16 protein-coding genes are annotated in these 20,392 nt (G+C 54.6%); 6 read left to right on the top strand and 10 right to left on the bottom strand.

All coding sequences use genetic code 11. The features are described from left to right. Nucleotides 1-82 precede the first annotated feature (82 nt). From ftcD to VNX88_01980, 10 genes are all read right to left on the bottom strand, one after another. On the bottom strand, nucleotides 83-1,564 hold the full coding sequence (ftcD, locus tag VNX88_02025) for a glutamate formimidoyltransferase (GenBank protein ID HWY67408.1): 1,482 nt from the start codon (nucleotides 1,562-1,564) through the stop codon (nucleotides 83-85). Nucleotides 1,565-1,651: 87 nt separating this feature from the next. After that, nucleotides 1,652-2,758 carry a D-glycerate dehydrogenase gene (locus VNX88_02020; GenBank protein ID HWY67407.1) on the bottom strand — a complete coding sequence of 369 codons (1,107 nt, stop codon included), beginning with the start codon at nucleotides 2,756-2,758 and terminating at the stop codon, nucleotides 1,652-1,654. Nucleotides 2,759-2,760: 2 nt separating this feature from the next. Further along, entirely contained in the window at nucleotides 2,761-3,954 is a 1,194-nt protein-coding gene (locus VNX88_02015) for a pyridoxal phosphate-dependent aminotransferase (protein ID HWY67406.1), read from the bottom strand. Between the two features lie 258 nt (nucleotides 3,955-4,212). Then, nucleotides 4,213-4,512 carry a glycosyltransferase gene (locus VNX88_02010; GenBank protein HWY67405.1) on the bottom strand — a complete coding sequence of 100 codons (300 nt, stop codon included), beginning with the start codon at nucleotides 4,510-4,512 and terminating at the stop codon, nucleotides 4,213-4,215. After that, nucleotides 4,500-5,420: a hypothetical protein gene (locus tag VNX88_02005; GenBank protein HWY67404.1), complete on the bottom strand. Its 921-nt coding sequence runs from the start codon at nucleotides 5,418-5,420 to the stop codon at nucleotides 4,500-4,502. Before VNX88_02005 ends, VNX88_02010 begins: the two co-directional genes overlap by 13 nt. 19 nt (nucleotides 5,421-5,439) lie before the next feature. Continuing rightward, the gene (locus VNX88_02000) at nucleotides 5,440-5,799 is read right to left on the bottom strand and encodes a hypothetical protein (GenBank protein ID HWY67403.1); all 360 of its coding nucleotides are present in this window, start codon (nucleotides 5,797-5,799) and stop codon (nucleotides 5,440-5,442) included. A gap of 14 nt (nucleotides 5,800-5,813) precedes the next feature. Beyond that, nucleotides 5,814-6,644, bottom strand: a complete 831-nt coding sequence (locus VNX88_01995) for a response regulator (protein ID HWY67402.1) — start codon at nucleotides 6,642-6,644, stop codon at nucleotides 5,814-5,816. 47 nt (nucleotides 6,645-6,691) lie between these two features. Continuing rightward, nucleotides 6,692-7,720: a UDP-3-O-(3-hydroxymyristoyl)glucosamine N-acyltransferase gene (lpxD, locus tag VNX88_01990; protein ID HWY67401.1), complete on the bottom strand. Its 1,029-nt coding sequence runs from the start codon at nucleotides 7,718-7,720 to the stop codon at nucleotides 6,692-6,694. A 65-nt stretch (nucleotides 7,721-7,785) separates the two neighbouring features. Continuing rightward, nucleotides 7,786-8,091 carry a GxxExxY protein gene (locus VNX88_01985; GenBank protein ID HWY67400.1) on the bottom strand — a complete coding sequence of 102 codons (306 nt, stop codon included), beginning with the start codon at nucleotides 8,089-8,091 and terminating at the stop codon, nucleotides 7,786-7,788. A gap of 206 nt (nucleotides 8,092-8,297) precedes the next feature. Beyond that, a complete protein-coding gene (locus tag VNX88_01980; protein ID HWY67399.1) occupies nucleotides 8,298-8,786 on the bottom strand; it encodes a hypothetical protein in 489 nt (162 codons plus the stop codon). Nucleotides 8,787-9,060: 274 nt separating this feature from the next. On the opposite strand from VNX88_01980, the gene VNX88_01975 reads away from it, so the two are divergent. From VNX88_01975 to VNX88_01950, 6 genes are all read left to right on the top strand, one after another. Next, on the top strand, nucleotides 9,061-10,719 hold the full coding sequence (locus VNX88_01975; GenBank protein ID HWY67398.1) for a hypothetical protein: 1,659 nt from the start codon (nucleotides 9,061-9,063) through the stop codon (nucleotides 10,717-10,719). A 318-nt stretch (nucleotides 10,720-11,037) separates the two neighbouring features. Further along, nucleotides 11,038-12,390 (top strand): hypothetical protein, encoded by a 1,353-nt coding sequence (locus tag VNX88_01970; GenBank protein HWY67397.1) that lies wholly within the window; start codon nucleotides 11,038-11,040, stop codon nucleotides 12,388-12,390. Between the two features lie 367 nt (nucleotides 12,391-12,757). After that, on the top strand, nucleotides 12,758-14,080 hold the full coding sequence (locus tag VNX88_01965; GenBank protein HWY67396.1) for a hypothetical protein: 1,323 nt from the start codon (nucleotides 12,758-12,760) through the stop codon (nucleotides 14,078-14,080). A gap of 651 nt (nucleotides 14,081-14,731) precedes the next feature. After that, nucleotides 14,732-18,220: a DNA polymerase III subunit alpha gene (gene dnaE, locus VNX88_01960; protein ID HWY67395.1), complete on the top strand. Its 3,489-nt coding sequence runs from the start codon at nucleotides 14,732-14,734 to the stop codon at nucleotides 18,218-18,220. Between the two features lie 29 nt (nucleotides 18,221-18,249). Further along, complete coding sequence (locus VNX88_01955; protein ID HWY67394.1) at nucleotides 18,250-19,206, top strand: acetyl-CoA carboxylase carboxyltransferase subunit alpha; 957 nt, start codon at nucleotides 18,250-18,252, stop codon at nucleotides 19,204-19,206. Further along, on the top strand, nucleotides 19,206-20,291 hold the full coding sequence (locus VNX88_01950) for a hypothetical protein (protein ID HWY67393.1): 1,086 nt from the start codon (nucleotides 19,206-19,208) through the stop codon (nucleotides 20,289-20,291). Before VNX88_01955 ends, VNX88_01950 begins: the two co-directional genes overlap by 1 nt. Nucleotides 20,292-20,392 lie beyond the last annotated feature (101 nt).

The following is a 20,392-nucleotide window of genomic DNA, read 5'->3' as shown; positions in this document are numbered from 1 at the left end:
AATACGTGGACGAGCAGCTCTGGATGAATGGTATCTCAAGGTGTGCCACTCAAGTTACCGGTATTAACCCTAGGAGAGGCCCTCAGTTGCTGGTGTTGATTACGGAGGCCGCCTTACTCATCTCGGCTTTGAACGTTTCATCCTTCAGTTCTTGCAGGTTGATTTCGACGTTGGCCAAGCCGCCTTCAATTGCGGTCCTTGCCAGGGAGGACGCTACAGCCAGGTCGGACCACATGTTCTTACTCGTGATTGGCTTGAGAGACTCGACGATTTGGCGAACTTCGTACGACTTCTGAGCGATCCCTAAGGGAACGCGAGTCGCATTTTTCAGCGCGTCGGATATTGCGCGTTCACCAAGTTCTGGCGAAGCGCTTTTTGCGTCCTTGTAAGCCTTCATCACTTCTGCATACGAAGCCGCGTCGAGATCAATGCTGGCTTTGAGTTCCTCACGCAAACGATTAAGTCGTGCCAGGGCATCGCTGAGTTCATGTTCGTACTGCTGGAAGGCCTTCTTGCCGCGCGACATTCCGGCAACCATGCCTGCGAGCGCTGCGGCCATTGCGCCCGCGGCTGCGGATGCGCTGCCTCCGCCCGGTGTGGCGGTCGGCGCAGCAAGCTGCTCGATGAACGGCTCGACCCCTGCACGAATCCCGCCGACCGCAGCTTTGCCTCCGGTCACGGCAGCAAGGCGATTTTCGAGAATCAGCGAAGAATCGAAGTTCTCCACCTGCAAGAACCACTCCGCAGCTTCTTCCAGTGCCTTTTTAGGAATCAGCCCGACAATCTCGCTCGACACTGGCATTACTCCATAGCGGGCCGCCTCGCGCTTCACGAACTCGAAGACGCGGGCAATCGGGGTCTGCTCAAAATCGGTAAGGTTCATCGAAACCTGTGCCATGCCGCGAACGAGGACGCCCATACCTTTTACAAAACGCAGCCCGCCGGAGGAAAAGCGCACCGCCTTGCCGATTTTCTTCGCGATCTCAACGTCGCTTGTGTTCAGGTAAACGTTATAGGCGATGAGCGGCTTGCGCGCACCTACCACGGTTGCTCCAGCAGTTGCGTGCAAAGCAGCTTCACCAAAGTCGGGACGGCGGTCGGGATTGGTTCCCACGTCTGCTTGCAGTCCCTCGAATTGTCCACGGCGGATGTTCTCGAGGTTCTGTCGTTCGGGCCGGGTCGCAGCCGCTTCGTACAGGTAAACCGGCACGCGAAAGCGCTTCCAGATCTCAGCACCAACGTGCCGGGCGATGGCAACGCAATCTTCCAGTGTCGCGCCCTCGATTGGAATAAAAGGCACAACGTCCGCAGCGCCAATCCGAGGGTGAGCTCCTTGGTGCTGAGTGAGATTGATCAACTCGGCTGCTTTGCCAACGCCCCGAATGGCGGCTTCGGCAACGGCGTCACGATCGCCAACCAAGGTAATCACGCAACGGTTGTGATCGGCGTCCATCTCTTTGTCTAGTAGATAGACGCCATCCAGTTTCATGGCGGCGATAATCGCCTCGACCTTGGCGGCATCGCGGCCTTCGGAGAAGTTGAGGACACATTCAACGAGAGTCATAGGGTATAGGGGACAGGGAACAGGTTACAGGGTACAGGGAACGACCAAGGTTGAATCTCGCTTTTCCTGTCCCCTGTAACCTATCCCCTAGGCTTTGAACGCTTCCTTATTTACAACGTAAGGCATCTTTGTGAAGTCACCGCCGTAGTTCTTTTCCAGCACATCGATCAATCCCTGAGCACAGCGTCCGGCCATTCCTATATTGGGATCAGGGGACAACCTCGTTTCAGTGGCTCCGCTTGCGAAATGGTGGAAGATGCGGCATCGGTCTTCGATTTCAGGATCACGCAGAGGAGAGTTTGCCGGCAGCGGCTCCTTCTCGAAAACGTCGAGCGCTGCACCAGCGATCCAGCGCTGCTTAAGAGCCTTCGCTAAAGCGGCCTCATCGATAACTGGGCCGCGTGATGTGTTGATCAAGTAAGCGCTGGGCTTCATCATTCGCAGCGTCTTCTCGTTGAAAAGGTGAAGAGTCGGAGTAGACGATTCACCGTCACGCAGCAGCGGTACATGCACGCTGACGAAATCGGCTTCGCTGAGTGCATCTTCGAACCTGACGTACTTAATCTGTGTCTTGTGCTTCTGGATGCCGCGCTCGTGGCGCAGGTCCATCAGGCTTTGTATGCCGGCGATGTATTCGCGATTTTCGTATGCTGGGTCGTAGCACAGGATATTCATATCCATACCCGTACACTTCTTGATCATCGCCAGGCCGATTCGGCCGGTGCCGATGATCGCAACGGTCTTGCCAGTGACCTCATCTCCCAGAAAGGGAAGAAATGGATGCCACGCTCCCCAGCGATTCTCCCGAACCAGTCTCTCGCTGGGCCAGAGCTTGCGAGCAACAGCGCCCAGCATGAAAAAAGCAAACTCGGCCGTCGCCTCGGTGAGGACGTCCGCGGTATTGGTGAATGGGATCTTGTAACGGTTCGCGTCCGCACGGTTAATGTTGTCGAACCCAACTGCGATCTGCGATACGACCTTCAACTTTCCTTTTCCCGCTTCGAATACTTCGGCGTCAATCGAATCACGCAGCGTGGTAATCAGACCATCGACGCCATTTCGCACTTTATCGACAATCAAGGACTTTGGCGGGGGATCGGAATTCGCATAAACCTCAACCTCGTAGCTGCGCTCACGCAGACGATTTAGTGCTGCTTCACCTACGTCGCAGGTGGCGTAGACACGGAATGGCATTGCTAGATCCGCTTTCCTGTCCACTGCCTTATGCGCTCAAGTGCCTTTTCGATATTCTCGATCGAGTTGGCGATACTAAAGCGGATGTAGCCTTCGCCGAAGCTGCCGAACGCGGTTCCCGAGAGGCAAGCTACTCCTGCTTCCTCCAGCAACGCATCAGCGAGATTTTTCGATGTCCAGCCCGTGCCTTCAATATTCGGGAAAACATAGAAGGCTCCGCCTGGCTTCTGACAGCGGAATCCCTTGATGCCGTTCAACGCGTCAACCATCACATCGCGGCGACGGAGAAACTCCTGTCGCATTCGCTCGACAGACGCTTGATCGCCGTGTAGCGCGGCAACTCCAGCCATCTGCGTGAAGCTGGCAGTGCAGGAATTGGAGTTGGTCATCAATCGCGAGACTTGCATGGCCAGATCGGGACGCATCACGCCATATCCCAAGCGCCATCCAGTCATTGCATATGTCTTCGAGAAGCCATCGAGAAGAATGGTGCGATCACGGAACTCCGGGATCGACATAATCGAGAAGTGCTCGCCTTCGAAGATCAGACGACTGTAGATTTCGTCAGACAGCACCATAATGTCGCGATCGCCAATCGCCTTAGCGATTGCTCGCACATCTTTCTCATTCAATACCCCACCGGTTGGGTTGTGAGGCGAGTTGAGGATAATCAGCTTGGTGCGATCGGAGATCCTGCTTGCGAGATCGTTGACATCGAACCCAAACGCACGTTCTTCCCGCAAATGAATGGGAACGGCACGCGCGCCGAGAAACTCGATCATCGATTCATAGATCGGAAATCCCGGATTGGGATAGATAACCTCGTCGCCCTCTTCCACCAGAGCCAGGATCGTAAAGAAGATGATCGGTTTGCCGCCAGGAACAATCACCACTTCTTCGGGATTGACCTTCACATGGCGACTTTGCGCCACATACTCAGCGACAGCCTCGCGCAGCGCCGGCAGGCCAGGTGAAGGACCGTAGTGAGTCCAGCCACCCCTAAGCGCGTCTACTCCGGCTTCCACAATATTGCCCGGCGTATCGAAATCAGGCTCCCCGATTTCAAGATGCACGATGTCTCGTCCCTGCGCCTCAAGAGCGCGGGCACGCGCGAGGACTTCGAACGCCGTTTCCGTCCCAAGCCGTTGCATGCGCTTGGCCAGCTTAAGGGGACGGAGGGTTTGTACCGGAACCATGAGCGATTTTTAGGCAGCAGGCAAACCGCTGATTATAGACCTGTTTTTGAGCGCAAAGTGACAACGCCCCAGGCAGCCAATTAGCCGCTGGAGCGTTGGATTCGGAGGGCATCCGATTACGTCTTAGGTATTACTGCCGCTATAAGCTTTCCCAGGCGATCATGGTGCCCATGCTAATTCGTCACGAGGTGGAAAGGAGCGAAAAACCTCGACCTTACATTACCGGAGTAACTTTCGCGGACTGAAACAACAAACAGATCAGCCACCTGCTGTGAGCAGCCGCAGTTTCTCGACGATGCTCTTACGGAATCTCGTCCACGGATATTGCTCCGCGGTTACGCGCGCTGAAGCCCGCATTTGTCGCACTTGATCCCGATTCTGCGATGCCCATTCCAGGGTGGCGATCAGAGCCTCAAGATCTCCGGCAGGAACTACAAAGCCGTTCTGGCGATCAAGAATCAGATCAGAAGCACCGCACGAACTCGTGGTCAGTGCCGGAGTACCGCAAGCCAGCGCTTCGAGGACTACTTGACCGAAGCCATCACTCAGCGAAGGCAAGCACAGCAGATCGCCCGGCGATACTCCTCGCGAAGCCCGATCCACTCTAATGGGCCGAGAAACCGCGCCACCTGTGCGTAATTAGTGACAATGCCTTTGTAACGAGGGAAGCGCCCCACAATGCGCAGTTCGGTATTTCGCAGATCGAGGCGACGCCACGCCTCTAATAAATAATGCAAACCCTTTTGCCGGCATACCTGGCCCACGAAAAGTACTGAGAATCTGTCTCGTTGAGAACTCCCTGGGCAAAAGAACTCGAGATCGACTCCGTAAGGAATGACAGAAACTCGATCCGAGCTCACACCGTTCTCGGCCAGCGTTTTACGCGTATAGCTTGATGCAACAATGCACAGATCGGCTTGACCTGGCTCTCTCGAAAACGTTTCAAATACCTCTTGCGGCCAAGTGACCTCATTCCTGATTTGGTCCTGAAACTCCGGCAAGAACTCATCAGTCAGTAAGGCAGACTTCACGGCGGCCGGATGAGGCTGCATCTGCATCAGCACTCGTCTATTGGGGCCGGCAGTAGAGAACGCAGAGGTGGCCACATGCGCGTACGAGAAAATCGAGCAATGCTCGGTAGCTGCGATCTGTCCCGCACGTTCACCGAGCTGCCCGACACGATGCATCCAGCCTTCAGGATCCCACCAATTCTTGATTGCGTAATTGAGGTGAGACTCTACGAATCCCGACGGTAATGCCGGATTAAAACGCCTGCCGAGTTTTGCGCGTATCGATATTGGCAGGAGTTTCGTGGCGCGACCGAACAGCTCTCGATCGAAAGGCGCATAGAAGTCTGTCACCAGAGTCTGCAGCAATCCAGATTCACGCAGGGCAATGGGAACCTGATATGAATCTCGTGCGCCTGCGAAAGCAACAACCCAGCGATGGTCGTTGGCTGTCGCCATTAGTGAAGGGAATACGTGATCACTGCTGCTCGACTCGCATGCGCCATTGTTTGGCGGCGTCTTGTTCGACGACTATGACCAATCGGCCGTCCTCGTTGGCTACTACGGTTGGCCCCTTCTGCTTAAACGTCTTTCCGTCTCCTTGCTCAAAGCTGAGGGTGACTTCGCCGCGCGAGAGCGGCTTGATGCGATATGAGAAGGAAGCGCCGGGAGCGATGGTTCCGGTTCCAAAGGCGGCACCCGGATAATCGAATTCCACGTTCCGGATCGTGGTCTGCCCATCGTTGAGAATGGTAACGTCAATACCACGGGAGCGACACGCGATAATGTTCGCGATGACTGCAGACAAGACAAAAATGATGGCGGTCTTCGATCTCAAGGTGCGTTCAGGGTTTATGCGCTCGTTGGGTCAGGCATCTTCAACGGATCTCTCCGCTCGAGAATACGAGCGCTTAGCACGGCGCCGTTGCGATTGTCGTGCAGCTTGAGCGAGAAGACCAGCACATTCCAAATGTAACGCGGACTTTTCTTGGGTAGGGGAAGGCCACGAAAGGTGCGGTCGATGTAAGTTTCACGCGTGTCGGCGACCGTGCGAATGATCTCCTGCCACTCCTCTCCGAGTTCGGGAAATTCATGAAACAGGTTCTTGCCGATGAACCATGATCGTTTCTTCTCGAGTAGCTTGGCCAGAGTGTCATTCACATACTGCCAATTTCCGTCGCGATCCATGATCTCGAGCACAACATCGTCTCCCATCGCCATGTTGATACGCGAGTAATAAAAGTCGCGCGCATCAACCACGACGGGCTTTCCGTGCCGCTTGGCCTCAAACGAACGAAGAGCCGCGAGCAGATCGTCGACCGAGCTGTAGCCCTTCAGGAGGTGCATGTCTTCCACGCCGCCAAACTTGCGTTCGAGCGTTGCCGAAAGAATGATGATCGGTACCTGAGGACGCTTTTCGCGAAGCGTGTTGGCCACTTCGGTTCCGAATTGCCCGGCGCCGAGATGGTAGTCAAGCACCGCGATATCGGCGTCGTGCAAGTGAGCCTCAGCTTCGTCAATGGTTGAGGCTTTGATGGCTTCGTAGCCATGCTTGCGCAATATGGCGGACCGCAGGATGAGGTTATCGATGTGATCGTCGAGGAGAAGCACACGAATCGGACCTCGCTCGGTTGCTGGCTTCTTTTCGTCCATGGTCGTGAGGGATTGTCCCGGTCCATCCATCCAGCTACTCACCTCTACGGGTTGGATGCGAGCGCTTCGGTAAGAGTCTATTCGATAGCTGTCTCTTCGCGCGCGGGGCTCTTTTTGGCTGAGCGCAGGCTCCTCGCAAGCTCCGGCAGGCGGCTGAAAACCGCTACTGCACGCAGCCATTGGCGATTGTCGATAGCGGGATATCCGCTGACGATTTTTCCGGCCTCCACGTCGTTGGGAATGCCGGTCTGAGCAGTGGCGATGACTTTATCGCCGATGGAACAATGACCGGCAACGCCCACCTGTCCTGCGAGAATCACGTCATTGCCGATATGCGTGGATCCGGCAAGTCCAACTTGAGCGCAAAGCAGCGTGCGCTTTCCGACTTTGGATCCATGGCCGACTTGGACCAGGTTGTCGACTTTCGAGCCGCGTCCAATTCGAGTTTCCCCCACGCTGGCGCGATCGATGCAGGCGTTTGCTTGAATTTCCACGTTGTCTTCGATTACGGTTGGCCCGGATTGCATAATCTTGTGCCACTCCCCGTTGTCGTCTTTCGCGAAGCCAAATCCATCTGATCCGACCACGGCGCCATTCTGAAGGATCACGTTGTCTCCAAGCACGCAATTCTCACGCACGACGGCGTGGGCATGAGCAAAGAAGTTATCGCCGATGCGCGCACCGGGATAGATGACGACGTGAGCAAGCAGGGTACAGTGACTCCCGATCTGGACGTCGTGTTCAACCACGACATACGCCCCGATTGATGCGTCTTTTCCAATCCTGGCTGACGGATGAATCACAGCCGTCTTGTGCACGCCCGGAACGTGCTCGTCCTGGGGATGAAAGAGCTCGATCGCACGTGCGAATGCCAAATACGGATTCTCGTGGCGGAGCAAGGGACGAGGCAGGTCGGGGAAGTCGTTGCCCACAATTATCAATGACGCCCGCGTGGAGCGCGCCATCCCAGCGTACTTAGGGTTCGAGATAAATGTGACTTGTCCCGGAGAGGCTTCCTCTATCCCTGTGACGCCCGTTACGGTGGGGTTATCAGTCGCATTTTCCAGCTTTCCCCCAAGACGCTGCGCTAATTCATGCAGTTTCATGGGCGCAATTCTAGTAGGAGCGGGGGAAAAGCAAAACACGACACGGATTGCACGGATTTTACGGATTACGCGGAGGCCAAAGGGGATCCGGCTGCGGCTGCTCTAGCCACTTTTCGTTCGTTGTCGAAAATGAGACGCCTGACCTGCGCTTTGGGACCGAAGTTAAAGAGCAGTCCTACTTCGAACTGCGTCGCTTTCAAGTAGTTCGTGATCTGGCGTTCGTGGGCGGACTCGAGTACCTGCACGGCTTTCAATTCCACGATGACAAGAGATTCCACGACCAGATCAGCCCGGAATTCACCCAACGAGACTCCGCGAAAGCTCACGTTGATCGGGAATTGCTGCGCGAATTTCAGTCCCGCCTGCTGCAATGCATATGGGTGTAAGCCTTCTGATAAATGCTTTCAAGAAATCCATGGCCAAGCTCGTTGTATACGTCGTAGAAAATCCCTATCAATTGTTGGGTGAGAACCTCGTGTTTCATCGCCCGAGCATTCTACACTCCCTTGAAAATCCGTGTAATCCGTAAAATCCGTGCAATCCGTAAAATCCGTGCAATCCGTGTCGTGTTTTGCTCTTAGGAGCCAGCCGCTTCTTCGTCGAACATCGCCACCTGGCCCGTATCCTTCTCTTCTTTCCTACGACGTATACCTCCACCGATCACGGCAAGTACTGTTAGGGAAGACAAAGCTGAACGTGGCACGAAGATGCGCTGCGTGTTTGATCGCGTGTCGGGAGGAATGACGAAGTATCCGTCTCCTTCGAGAAGAGTGAGGTCATTTGGCATCAGGCCTTCGAGAACATCGTTGTCGGCGAACTCGATCCTTACCCACAAACCCTCGCTACGTGGACGGCTGGTGAAGGTCTTGCGTCCCAACGACTCGGCATCGCCAAAGTCGCGGACGAAGTAAACGCCTTTCACCTCCCGAAGATCGATGAAGATCACTTTGCCGGACTGCGTTAGCAACTCCAGCCTGCCATCCGCAATGAACTTCGACGCCACATAGCCAGTCAGGCTATCGCGATCCATTTTGCGAACGATGACTTTCTTGTGAGTCGAGGGCATGAGACGTCAGCTCTGGAACCGCGATTCTCGCATGTTTACCAGTGTGGTTTACCGTTACGGGGCCGGCAGTAGCCAACTTGTTAACTGCTGTGATATTGTTCTAGGTTTGCCGTGACCTTTCAAGGCCTGCTTCAGGCTAAGTACCTGTATTGGAGATACTTATTGGCTTACGGTATCCGGGCCTGGCAGTCCCAAGCACGTCCTTCCCGGGCTGACAGTCTGGGCTTTTGGCTCGCTGTGAACATCCTGCCGTCCAGGGACAAGCAACACCAGAATGGCTGATTACATATACATGATGGAGAGCCGGTTATCACCGGCGCAGCTCCAGGTTGTCGGACAAGTGCTGGAAATCGCCCGCTCCCACGAGATGAACGTCTATCTCACTGGCGGTGCGGTGCGCGACATCATCAGCGGATTCGCGATTCGTGATCTCGACTTCACCGTCCAGGGAAATGTTCACAAGCTCCGGAAGGATCTCGAGAAGATCGGAGCGATTATCCAAGGAGAGGATGAGGATCTCCGCATTCTCTACGTGCTTTTTCCCAATCATGTTCGGACAGAGATCGCGAGCGCTCGTTCGGAAAGCTACCCCAAGCCGGGGAAGCCCGAAGTAACGTTCGAGACGATCAATGAAGATCTGCGCCGGCGCGACTTCACTGTAAATGCGATGGCGCTTTCGTTGAATCCAGGTTCACGCGGATTGTTGATGGATCCGTTCAACGGAGTCGCCGATCTCGAAGCCAAACACCTGCGCATTCTTCAGAACTATGCCTTCCTCGAAGAACCATCACGCATGCTCCGAGCAGTTCGCCTCATGACGCGCTTCCATTGGACGCTGGAAGAACGAACGCAAGCGCGTTTTGACGCGGCCAAGGAAGGCAACTATCTCGAAAACATTTCCAACCGGGCAATCGGCTACGAGATCGAACAAATCGCGCACGAGGACGATCCGGTTGCGGTCATGAAGGCCTTCGAGAAAGAAGATTGGATGAAAATCCTCTTCCCGTCTTGGAGCATTGCGAAGGTCGATGTCGCGGGACTCACGGCCCTGCAGAAGACGCGGCAGCAGTTGACCGATATCGGAGTTCAATCCGATCCGGCCGCGGCGCGCATGTACTTCCTGACGCACAAAATGTCGGACAAAGACGTGCATGCGATGGAGAAGCTTGTGCCACGTCACCATTTTGTCGAGCAGTGGCAAAAGATTGAAGACCACGCCAAAGATTTGGCCAAGCAGTTGTTGTCCAAGGAGTATGCCGCCCCTTCCGCCACGTGGAAGCTGCTGATGTCCACGCGTCCCGAATTGATTCTGTTTCTCGACGTGTCAACACGGCAATCAGCAGTTGAACAGAAGATTAAAGCGTTCCTGACCAAGTGGCCGCAGTATCGCCAGAAAATGCCGTTGCAAAAGATGGCGGAGATGCGCATCACTCAGGAGTTGCCTGTCTATCAGAAGCTGCTAGACGAAATGTTCCTCATGATGCTCGACGGCAAGCTTAAGAACGAAGCCGAGATCGTCAAGTATCTCGAGCCACATTCGCCGCCATTGCCGGTCGCGCCCCCAACTCCTACCCGGCGTGGCCGAGGGAAAAAGAAAGCCGCTGCAGCAGCAGCAGTCCCCGCTGCTCCTGCACCTGACCAGGCAGCGCAGGGTGCGGCTGCTGGCTCCTCGGTAGCAAAGACTGACAGCAAAACGAAAGCGCCGAAAAGGGAAGTTGCGGCAGCTAAGACGTCCCCCGCACAAGCCACCACAGAGAAAGCTGCGCTGCACAAGCCCGTTTCGGGAAAGTCCCCCGAAAAACCGGCGCCGGCTCCGCATGCGAAGCCGGAGGCAAAGAAGGCTGCAGCAAAGAAACCCACCAAAACCGCATCGAAGCCAAAGGCCAAGCCAAAGCCGGCCGCCAAGAAGCCTGTCGCCAAAAAGCGAAAATAACCCCTTCCGTAGCCGATCTGCGTTAACACCTGTTAACGAGCAAAAGCGGTCATCGACAAATCGGAAGAGCGGAATCCGACTTCAGTTCAACACACTGGTTTCTGGATGATTGTTGTGCAAATGCTCCTCACAAGTAGTGGGCGTGTGCAAACTTTTGCGCTATCCGGGCGAGGTCAGGTAAGTGGCCTTTAGATACGAAATGCACAAGATTGGGATAAAAAGTCGCATTGCTGCAACGAGATTGTTTACATGGAAAGTAGAGTAGCGTATGTTGCTTCGGCCAGATTCAGCTCTGGATCTGAGCTTTGGAGTTAATGGATGAAACTTTCTGTACGTTTTCTCACTTCGTCTCTGTCTGTACTGGCCTTGACAATGGCTGGTGTCGCGCAAACGAACGACTCGGCAGCGTCCCTGGCGGGTAGCACAGCCGGCTATGCCGACGTAAGCCCAATTGACATAAATCAAGCGTCACAGGTGACCATTGGTTCGGATTCGGTCTTCGACGCAACCACAGGATTACTCGAAAACAATGCTGCAGGCGGACAGGGTCCCGGCCCGGGTAGCAGCGCCAGAGCCGTTCGAACCGACACCTCCACAATTGATGGAATGGACAGCCTGGTTACATTCGATGGCGCCTTTATTACGCAAGCAGGACCAAGTCTCGGTAAGCTGTTTCGCTTTACCATGATCGGAAATCACCCTCTTGTTGGAGGGAAAACCAACATTCCTGCCCCCATCGCAACCGTCTCTTTGAATTTGCTGAATCCCGACGGTACCCTTTTCGCTACTGTACCGTTCGCTCCCTTCGAGAGCCTTACGCTCCAGTCGCCAGACTTCAACTTCATAAACTACCGATCGGGAAACCAGATTCAATATGCCGACGCTGTACATCGAGCTCAGTTCTTTAACCGGATGGCTCCAAATTGGCATACAACACTGGTTCCAAACATCGTAGACCGCGTAACCTTTACTGTCCCCAAATTTGTGAGTGTCCGTCTCGCGAATGGCAATATCGTGCAGGCACTCGCCTACCAAAGCGGAATTGCTTCCGATGGCAGCAGGTTCGTCCTGATGCTGAATCTGCTTTTCAACTCGTTATTCAGCAACGGGTTTATAAACGAAATCAACAACGGGAACTTCACTACAGATGCCTTGAGCACGCTGATGTTGCCCAATACGTATCTCTACTCGCTTAACACGACTAATCCGCTAATTCGGGGAAGTTGCTGCGTTCTCGGTTTCCATACCTATTTCCGCGATTCGAGTGCAGTTCCGCAACCTCGCTTCGTTGCGGAATACGCGAGCTGGATCTCTCCCGGACTATTCGGTGGAGGCTTCCAGGACGTTACAGCTCTGTCGCACGAGATATCCGAAGCTTTTGCGGATCCGTTTGTGGACAATGCAACGGCCTCCTGGCAGTTCGCCGGTGTGCCCGCGAATTCCAAGATGTGTCAGGCCAATTTGGAAGAGGGCGACCCGATCGAAACTCTACCGGTTGCGTCTATTCCAGTCGCCATCAAGGAAAAGGGTCAGACGTTCGTCTACCATCCTCAAGTCATTCCGTTGCTGCAATGGTTTGAGATGGGACCGACTTCGAACGCCATCGACGGAGCATTTAGCTTCCCAGACGAGACGACTCTGCCGCATTCGGCAATACCGTGCCCGCAGTAAATGTTTCGAGAAGTTAGTCCTCACGAAGGCGCCGAGATCTTCGGCGCCTTTTTCTCCAAGGCCTGAGCAAAAACTACCTCGGGAAACGAATGCAGCTAACCCGGATCACCGGGCCTCACCGATATTCCGAATTGGGCCTCGATAATAACGACCTCGAATGCAGTCTTCATCGGTCGAATCCTGTGAAATCACTCCACAGCATAGACTTGCAGCGAATGCGCAATCGTTTTCACACGCCTGAATGCAAAGTTTCGTAAAGAGTGCCTGTTTATCCCGCTTGCGTATGACATGGCTGTTTACTCCCATCTTGTACCAGCGTATTGTGAGTTGCTCCCTACTCACCTCGTCTTTAGGAGACTCAATCTGTATGAGAATTGCTTCCCGATTTACTGCATGTCTCTCGTGCGCAGTGCTCATTGTTTTTGCCATCGGCACAAGCGTTGCGCAGGAGCTTGATGTAATTTCCAACGATGATTTCCTGGCCGGATCCCACCCGAGAACTGCTGCTATAGCGCCTCGAGGACATCAGAATGGGCAAGCGCACGCCCGTTTTGGAATTTTTGGGATCGACTCGCTCGCCAATTTCAACGGCCACTACTTCGTCGACGGCTTCGACTCGAACGGCAATCCGAATAATCACTGGTATTTCAACACCGTCGGCAATCCGCCGCAGTTGGGCGGTACAACTCTAATCAACGCGCCGGTTGTCCCAGTGGCTGTTGATCTGCGAGATGCAAACGGCAATCCTCGGTTTAACGGTACCAACCGCCTCCTGTCGGACCCGACACCCTTTGTTGCGCCCACCATCAACTCACCGGTGTTCCAGAACTTCAGCTACATGAGCAGCGACGTGCCAACCCAGTTCACCGATGCTGTCCAGAGAGCTGAGTACTTCAATCGGGCAAAGTCAGACTGGCACACCCTCCTAGTACCAAGCGTAAAAACCATGAGGACTATGGCCATTAATCAGGATCCAAATTGCGGACAAATGGTCGGAAATCCTCCGAAGCCCGGACATTGCAACTATCAATTCGCACTGAACGCGAACGGGACGTGCTGTCGCTTCATCCTGGCGGATATCGATGTCTTCGCAAATCTGTTGTTCCCTGCCACTGACGCGGACACTACTACTCCGGTAGGCGCTGCAGAGCATGCTGGAGAAATGACAACGAAAGACATGTCGAGCTTCTTGTTCCCTAACACGTTCCTGTACTTTGGCACGAGGGCCAATTGTTGTGTTTTGGGATTTCATACTTTTGATGTCGAACCCGGCGATGCCAGCAACGGGAATCAGTTCAAGCTCTATGTGACCGATTATTCAAGCTGGATATCGCCAGGACTATTCGGCAACAGTTTCACGGACATAACTGCGCTCAGCCACGAGATCGCCGAAGCCTACAACGATCCGTTCGTTGCAGCCATCGGAACGAACAATATCACTCCCTGGTGGAAGGCTCCCAATGGCCTATGCCAAAACAATCTCGAAACCGGAGACGTGATCGAGGGACTGGCGAAGGCCACGTTCCCAATCACGATGAACGGCTTTACCTATCATCCGCAGAACGAAGCTCTGCTGCAGTGGTTTGAATTCCAGCAGCCGTCCGATGCTCTCGGTGGTGCATACAGCTATCCCGATACAACTGTTCTCACCGGACCATCAGCGCCGCAAAAGGCAAACTGCGCGCAGTAAGTCGCTCACTGCCAATCAAGGATAAGGAGGCACCAGCAAAAAAGGGGCCTCTTTTTTTTGTGGCGATTGGAACGTCCACATCCCGCGGATTCCCTCATGGCCAATTTGAAAACCACTCGCAGTTCCAGATCCTCGCTTATCGCCACCCGGCAGTTTTGTACGTGCCCTTTGCGAGCCCAAGCCCCAAGGGTCTTTTTGCCTCGCCGCTGGGATCATGATTCTGTATAATCGCTAAGAGGCGAACAAATGGAGAATACTGCTCGTGGGCTCATGTGATCGTCACTGCCCAATTGGCAAGGCGCTGGTAAATGGAAGAACGGTTGGCAGAGGTCGAGAGCGGCGACAAGATGCACCGCAAGATGTTGCGTTTCGACCATGCCTAAACCGGAAGATCTTGCGTTATCGCCCATGAGAAATCGGCGAGAAAGTGAGCTAAGTCTTTTAACAGTGCGATTTTGCCGAGAAGTGGAAGTGGGAGGGGGAGGGAGAAACACGGACTTAATTGCAAACAGCTAAGGCAAGTACCGCCCGGCAGCGTGTTCTACACACCTAGAAGCTGGCGAAATATTTAGCGTTCTCTTGGACTCGTTTTCCACGCGAGGACCGTGAAATCCTCAGCGTGTTACGAATCTATGTCCGATTAGAATCGAAATGACGAACCTACCTGCGATGTCTGAGTTTGCCCACCTCCATCTTCATACCGACTATTCGTTGCTGGACGGGGCCTGCGATGTCGACAAATTGGTCAAGCGGGTAGCCGAGATTGGCCAGAAATCCGTGGCCATGACCGATCATGGCAACATTTTTGGTGCTGTTGCCTTCTACGACGCGGCGACCAAGACGGGCGTAAAGCCGATCATTGGCTGCGAACTTTACGTTTGCAAGAAGGAAGACCATCGCGCCGCTCCTGAGGGCGATGAATACAACCATCTGCTCGTCCTTGCCGAGACCGACGAAGGCTATCGCAACCTGGTGAAGATCACCTCCGAGGCCTCTCTGAATGGCATGTATTACAAGCCGCGGGTGAGCAAGAAGTTTCTTGCTCAGCACGCAAAAGGACTTATCGGGTTGTCGGGCTGTCTTGCAGGAGAGCTCTGCGAGAACCTGATGGCTGGAAAATATGAGGCTGCCAGACAAACAGCAGGGACTTACAGCGACATTTTTGGTCGCGGAAACTTCTTCCTTGAGATTCAGGACCAAGGTCTTCCACTTGAGAAGCAGATTCGTCCAGATCTGCTGCGGCTCGAAAAAGCCCTCGATATTCCCTTAGTCGCTACGAATGACAGCCACTACATTTGCGGCGAGGATTCTTACGCGCATGAAGTTCTGCTCTGTGTGCAAACCGCTTCCTCTATCCACGATGAGAAGCGGTTCAAGTTCGACAGTGATCAGTTCTACGTAAAGTCAGCCGATGAAATGCAACGCATCTTCGGCGAGATTCCAGACGCGCTCAAGCGCACCCTGGCGATCGCCGAACGTTGCAACGCGAAGATTGACAAGGTCAAGAATCCGTTTCCGAAGTTCGATGTTCCTCCAGGCGAAGACCTCGATAGCTATTTCGAACATGTCTGCCGCCAGGGATTCGCAAAACGCGTGGAGATGATTCGCGCTCTGCAGGCGAAGGGCGAACTAAGAAAATCGATCAGCGATTACGAGCAGCGCCTCTCACGCGAAATCGATTGCATCAAGCAGATGAAGTTCTCCGGATACTTCCTGATCGTCTGGGACTTCATTCGCTATGCAAAAGAAAACCATATTCCAGTTGGGCCGGGGCGTGGTTCTGCTGCTGGTTCGCTTGTCTCATTCGCCATGGGGATCACCGATATCGATCCTCTGCAAAACGAGCTGCTTTTCGAGCGATTCCTGAATCCGGAACGCGTTTCGATGCCCGATATCGACATCGATTTCTGCATGAACCGCCGCGGCGAGGTCATCGACTATGTGACGCGTAAGTACGGACGTGAGCAGGTGGCGCAGATCATCACCTTCGGCACGATGGCCGCGAAGGCCGCGATCAAAGATGTTGGCCGGGCGATGGACATTCCTTACGGCGATGTGGATCGCATCGCCAAAATGGTTCCCAACACGCTGAACATCAGCATCGAACAGGCGCTGGCGGATTCTCCTCCTTTGCAGCAGGCGTATGAGAATGAAATTCAGGTAAAAGAGTTGATCGACATTGCCTGCAGGCTGGAAGGATTGGTTCGTAACTCCGGAGTTCACGCCGCCGGTGTCGTGATATCGCCGCAGCCGCTTACTGACCTTGTCCCCCTCCATAAGACAAAGAACGACGAAATTGTTACCGCCTTCGACATGAAGGCAATCGAGAAGATCGGTCTGCTCAAGATGGATTTTCTTGGGCTCACCACACTCACCATCCTTGAGGATGCGCTGCGACTAATCGAGCAATCCTGCGACACTAAGCTCGACTTGCTGGCGCTGCCGCTCACCGACTCGTTGACTTACCAAAAGGTGTTTCACACTGGACTCACCTCCGGTGTATTCCAGTTTGAATCTCAGGGCATGCGCGATGTGCTGCGCCGTTACCAGCCCACGGCCGTTGAAGATCTCACGGCTCTAAACGCGCTGTATCGTCCCGGACCAATTCAGGGTGGCATGATCGACGACTTCATCGAGCGCAAGCATGGTCGTCGCAAAGTTGAGTATGAACTGCCGGAACTCGAAGAGATCCTGAAGGAGACGCTGGGCGTCATTGTCTATCAGGAACAGGTGATGCAAATCGCCAACCGGTTGGCTGGATATTCACTCGGTGAAGCCGATCTCCTGCGCCGTGCCATGGGCAAGAAGAATCCGGAGGAAATGGCCAAGCAGCGCGACCGCTTTGTGAAGGGTGCCGTCGAGCGCGGCTTCCCCGAGAAGAAGATCGTAAAGATCTTCGACCTGATGGAGCAGTTCGCCGGATATGGCTTTAACAAATCTCACTCTGCCGCGTACGCTCTGCTTGCGTTTCAAACCGCGTATTTAAAGACCCATTATCCTGTCGAGTTCATGGCTGCGCTGCTGACGTCACAGGCGGGTAGCACCGATGACGTGGTGAAGTACATCAATGAATGCCGAGAGATGGGGATTCCGGTTGAGCCGCCGGATATCAACTTCAGCGACGCTAATTTCACGCCGCACGGCGAAGCCATCCGCTTTGGACTTGCCGCAGTGAAAAATGTCGGCCGCAATGCCATCGACTCAATCATTCAGGCCCGCGCTGAGGTCAAGAAGTTTTCCTCGGTTTTCGAGTTTTGCGAAAAGATCGACCTGCGGCTCCTGAACAAACGTGTGCTGGAGTCACTAGTCAAGAGCGGTGCTGTGGATTCGCTGGGCACGCGTGCGCAACTCATGGCTGGACTGGATCGTGCGATCGAACGAGGCCAGAAAGCGCAGCGCGATGCAGAGTTCGGCCAGCATGGACTCTTCGGCGTGTTTGCCTCGGATATGCCGCAACAGACGGACCGTCTGCCGGATGTTCCAGAATGGGACGAACACCAGCGTCTTACGGCCGAAAAGGAGATTCTTGGGTTCTTTATCACCGGACATCCGATGGAAAAGTATCGCGACAAGCTCATGAACTTCAGCGGATACCTGGATACCGCTGCGATTGGCGCGATGAAGCAGGGAACCGGCAAAGACGAAATTCCCACTGCCGGCATTATCTCGGGCGTGCGTGTGATCAAGTCGCGCAAAGGAGATCTGTATGCGCAAGCGGTTCTCGAAGACATGGCTGGATCGGTCGAGGCAATCGTTTTTCCTGAAGCCTACAAGCGGCTGGCTGAAAAGCTGAAGATGGAAGTGCCGGTATTCGTCCACGGGACGGTCCGCGTGGAAGAAGGGGCAAATCCCAAGCTGGCAATTTCGCAGATATCATCGCTCGACGAAGTTAAGCCAAAGCTTCCGCGATCGCTGCGCATTCGCTTGCCCCTCGATAATGCGCTGCCAGAAACGGTAGATGCCCTGCACACCCTGTTTCGCGATCGCCGGGGAGAAGCCAAGGTGCTGTTCAATTTGGAACGTCCGGGTGATTTCATGGTGGTGATGGAAGCTGACGGCTATAATGTTCAAGCTGATCGGCTTTTTATTTCACGCGCAGAGGAACTCTGCGGTCGTGGCAGCGTTCAGGTCGTCGACTGATCGTCTCTCGCCCTCAGCCCTCCCCATTCATGGACGCAGCTACTAGAGCCAGAAAAGACATCGAGCACATTGAGAGGCAGATCTCGCACTTGGAAACCATTTCCGGGGCTGATCTCGAAACCAAGCAGCAGCTGTACGAACTCCACCGGCAAGTCGAGAGCCTGCGCCGGCAGTTCGACTCCGTGAACACAGCCTGGCAGAAAACCGAACTTGCGCGGCACGCACAGCGACCCTATTTCCTCGACTACGTCGAGCGCATCTTTTCCGACTGGAGCGAAATTCACGGCGACCGGCGGTTTGCTGACGATCCAGCGCTGCTCTGCGGGATGGCCCGTTTTCACGGCGACGAAGTATTGCTGCTGGGAACGCAGAAAGGTCGGGATGCGAAGCAACGCGTTCAGCGCAACTTCGGCATGGCTAATCCTGAAGGCTACCGCAAGGCGCTGCGCGCGATGAAGCTGGCGGAAAAGTTCAAGCGCCCGATCATCAGTTTCATCGACATTCCTGGAGCGTATCCCGGATTGGGAGCGGAGGAGCGCGGCCAAGGCGAAGCTATCGCGCTCAACCTGCGAGAGATGGCGCGCTTGCGAGTTCCTACGATCGCGATCATCACCGGCGAAGGCGGAAGCGGCGGCGCGCTCGCCATCGCTGTCGCAGATCGCGTGCTGATGTTGGAGAATGCAATCTATTCCGTGATTTCACCGGAGGGTTGCGCGTCGATCATGTGGCGCGACGCCACTAAGAAAGAAGTTGCAGCGCAGGCAATGAAGATTACCGCTACGGATCTTCAAGACTTGCAATGCATCGACGGAATTGTTCCCGAGCCCGATGGCGGCGCTCACACCGATGTGGATGGCGCGGCCGCATTGGTCGACGAAGCTCTTCAACGTAATCTGAAAGAGCTCAAATCAATGCCGCCCGATCGCTTACTCGAATCGCGCTACAACAAGTTTCGCAATATCGCGCAGTTCTTCACCGAGAGCTGATGCCGAAATCTCCGCGCCCTTCAGCTCAGCCGAACAAGAGTGACACGATCGTTGCTCACGCGTCCTGTCGTGTGGACTTGGCTGGCAGTACGCTCGATCTTTGGCCGCTCTATCTCTTCCATCCTGGTGCAGTGACGGTGAATTTTGCCGTGAACATACTCACCCGCTGCCAGATTATTCCGAGTAATGATGAAGCGATTCACTTCAAGTCGATCGATACCGGTCGCGAGGATCATTTCAGGAACTTCGACGAGTTTTGCCGCGCCAGGACAACAAAGCATCACTTGGCTGAGCATCTGGTGCGCTTCTTTTTGCCGGATGGTCCAGTAAATGGGCGTGGATTCACCCTCCAGACCAACTCCGAATCTCCCGCCGGTGCAGGCATTTCAGGATCTTCAGCGCTGATGGTCGCCACAGTGGCGGCGCTGGCTCGATACAGCGGGCGCACGCTCGATCGAGAGCAGATTCGCGTGATTGCTCAGAACGTCGAAGCGCAATTGATCAAGGTTCCTACGGGATGTCAGGACTACTACCCCGCGCTTTACGGCGGAGTGAACGCGATTCACCTCGACCCTGACGGCATTCACCGCCAATCAATCGCGGTCGCGCCCGAAGATATCGAGTCAAGGTTTGTTCTCGTGTACACCGGAGCACCGCGCCAGTCAGGCATCAATAACTGGGAAGTATTTAAAGCTCATATAAACGGTGACAAACGAGTCTTCCGCAATTTCGAGCAAATTGGCGCGATCGCGCGCGAGATGCACGCCGCACTCGAATCAGGAAGGTGGGACGACGTTTCCCGGTTACTTGGCGAAGAATGGAAGCTCCGCCGCACCAATGCACCGGGTATCACGACGCCATTGATTGACAAGCTCATCGCCGTCGCAAAGCGCAAAGGCGCATTAGCCGCAAAAGTCTGCGGCGCAGGTGGTGGTGGCTGCTTCGTGTTGTTCGTGCGCGAAGGCAGCCACGAAAATGTTGCCGAAGCCATTCGCAAGAATGGAGGCCGCGTACTTCCTTTTCGAGTAAATCCGGAGGGAGTGACTGTTGTTAGTGGAGCCGCTGCAAGCTCACCCTATTGCTGAGGGGAACCGAACTCTCATCTGCAGGACGTGGAGAGCCGGGCGAACGCGCCCAGCGGAGGATGATCCATAGGCAAACAATGTCTCTCGTCATGGATCCAACG

It is taken from the genome of Terriglobales bacterium, assembly GCA_035567895.1.
Classification (GTDB): domain Bacteria; phylum Acidobacteriota; class Terriglobia; order Terriglobales; family Acidobacteriaceae; genus Gp1-AA112.
The sequence above is the reverse complement of the archived record's forward strand: the minus strand, read 5'-3'. Positions and strand labels throughout refer to the sequence as shown.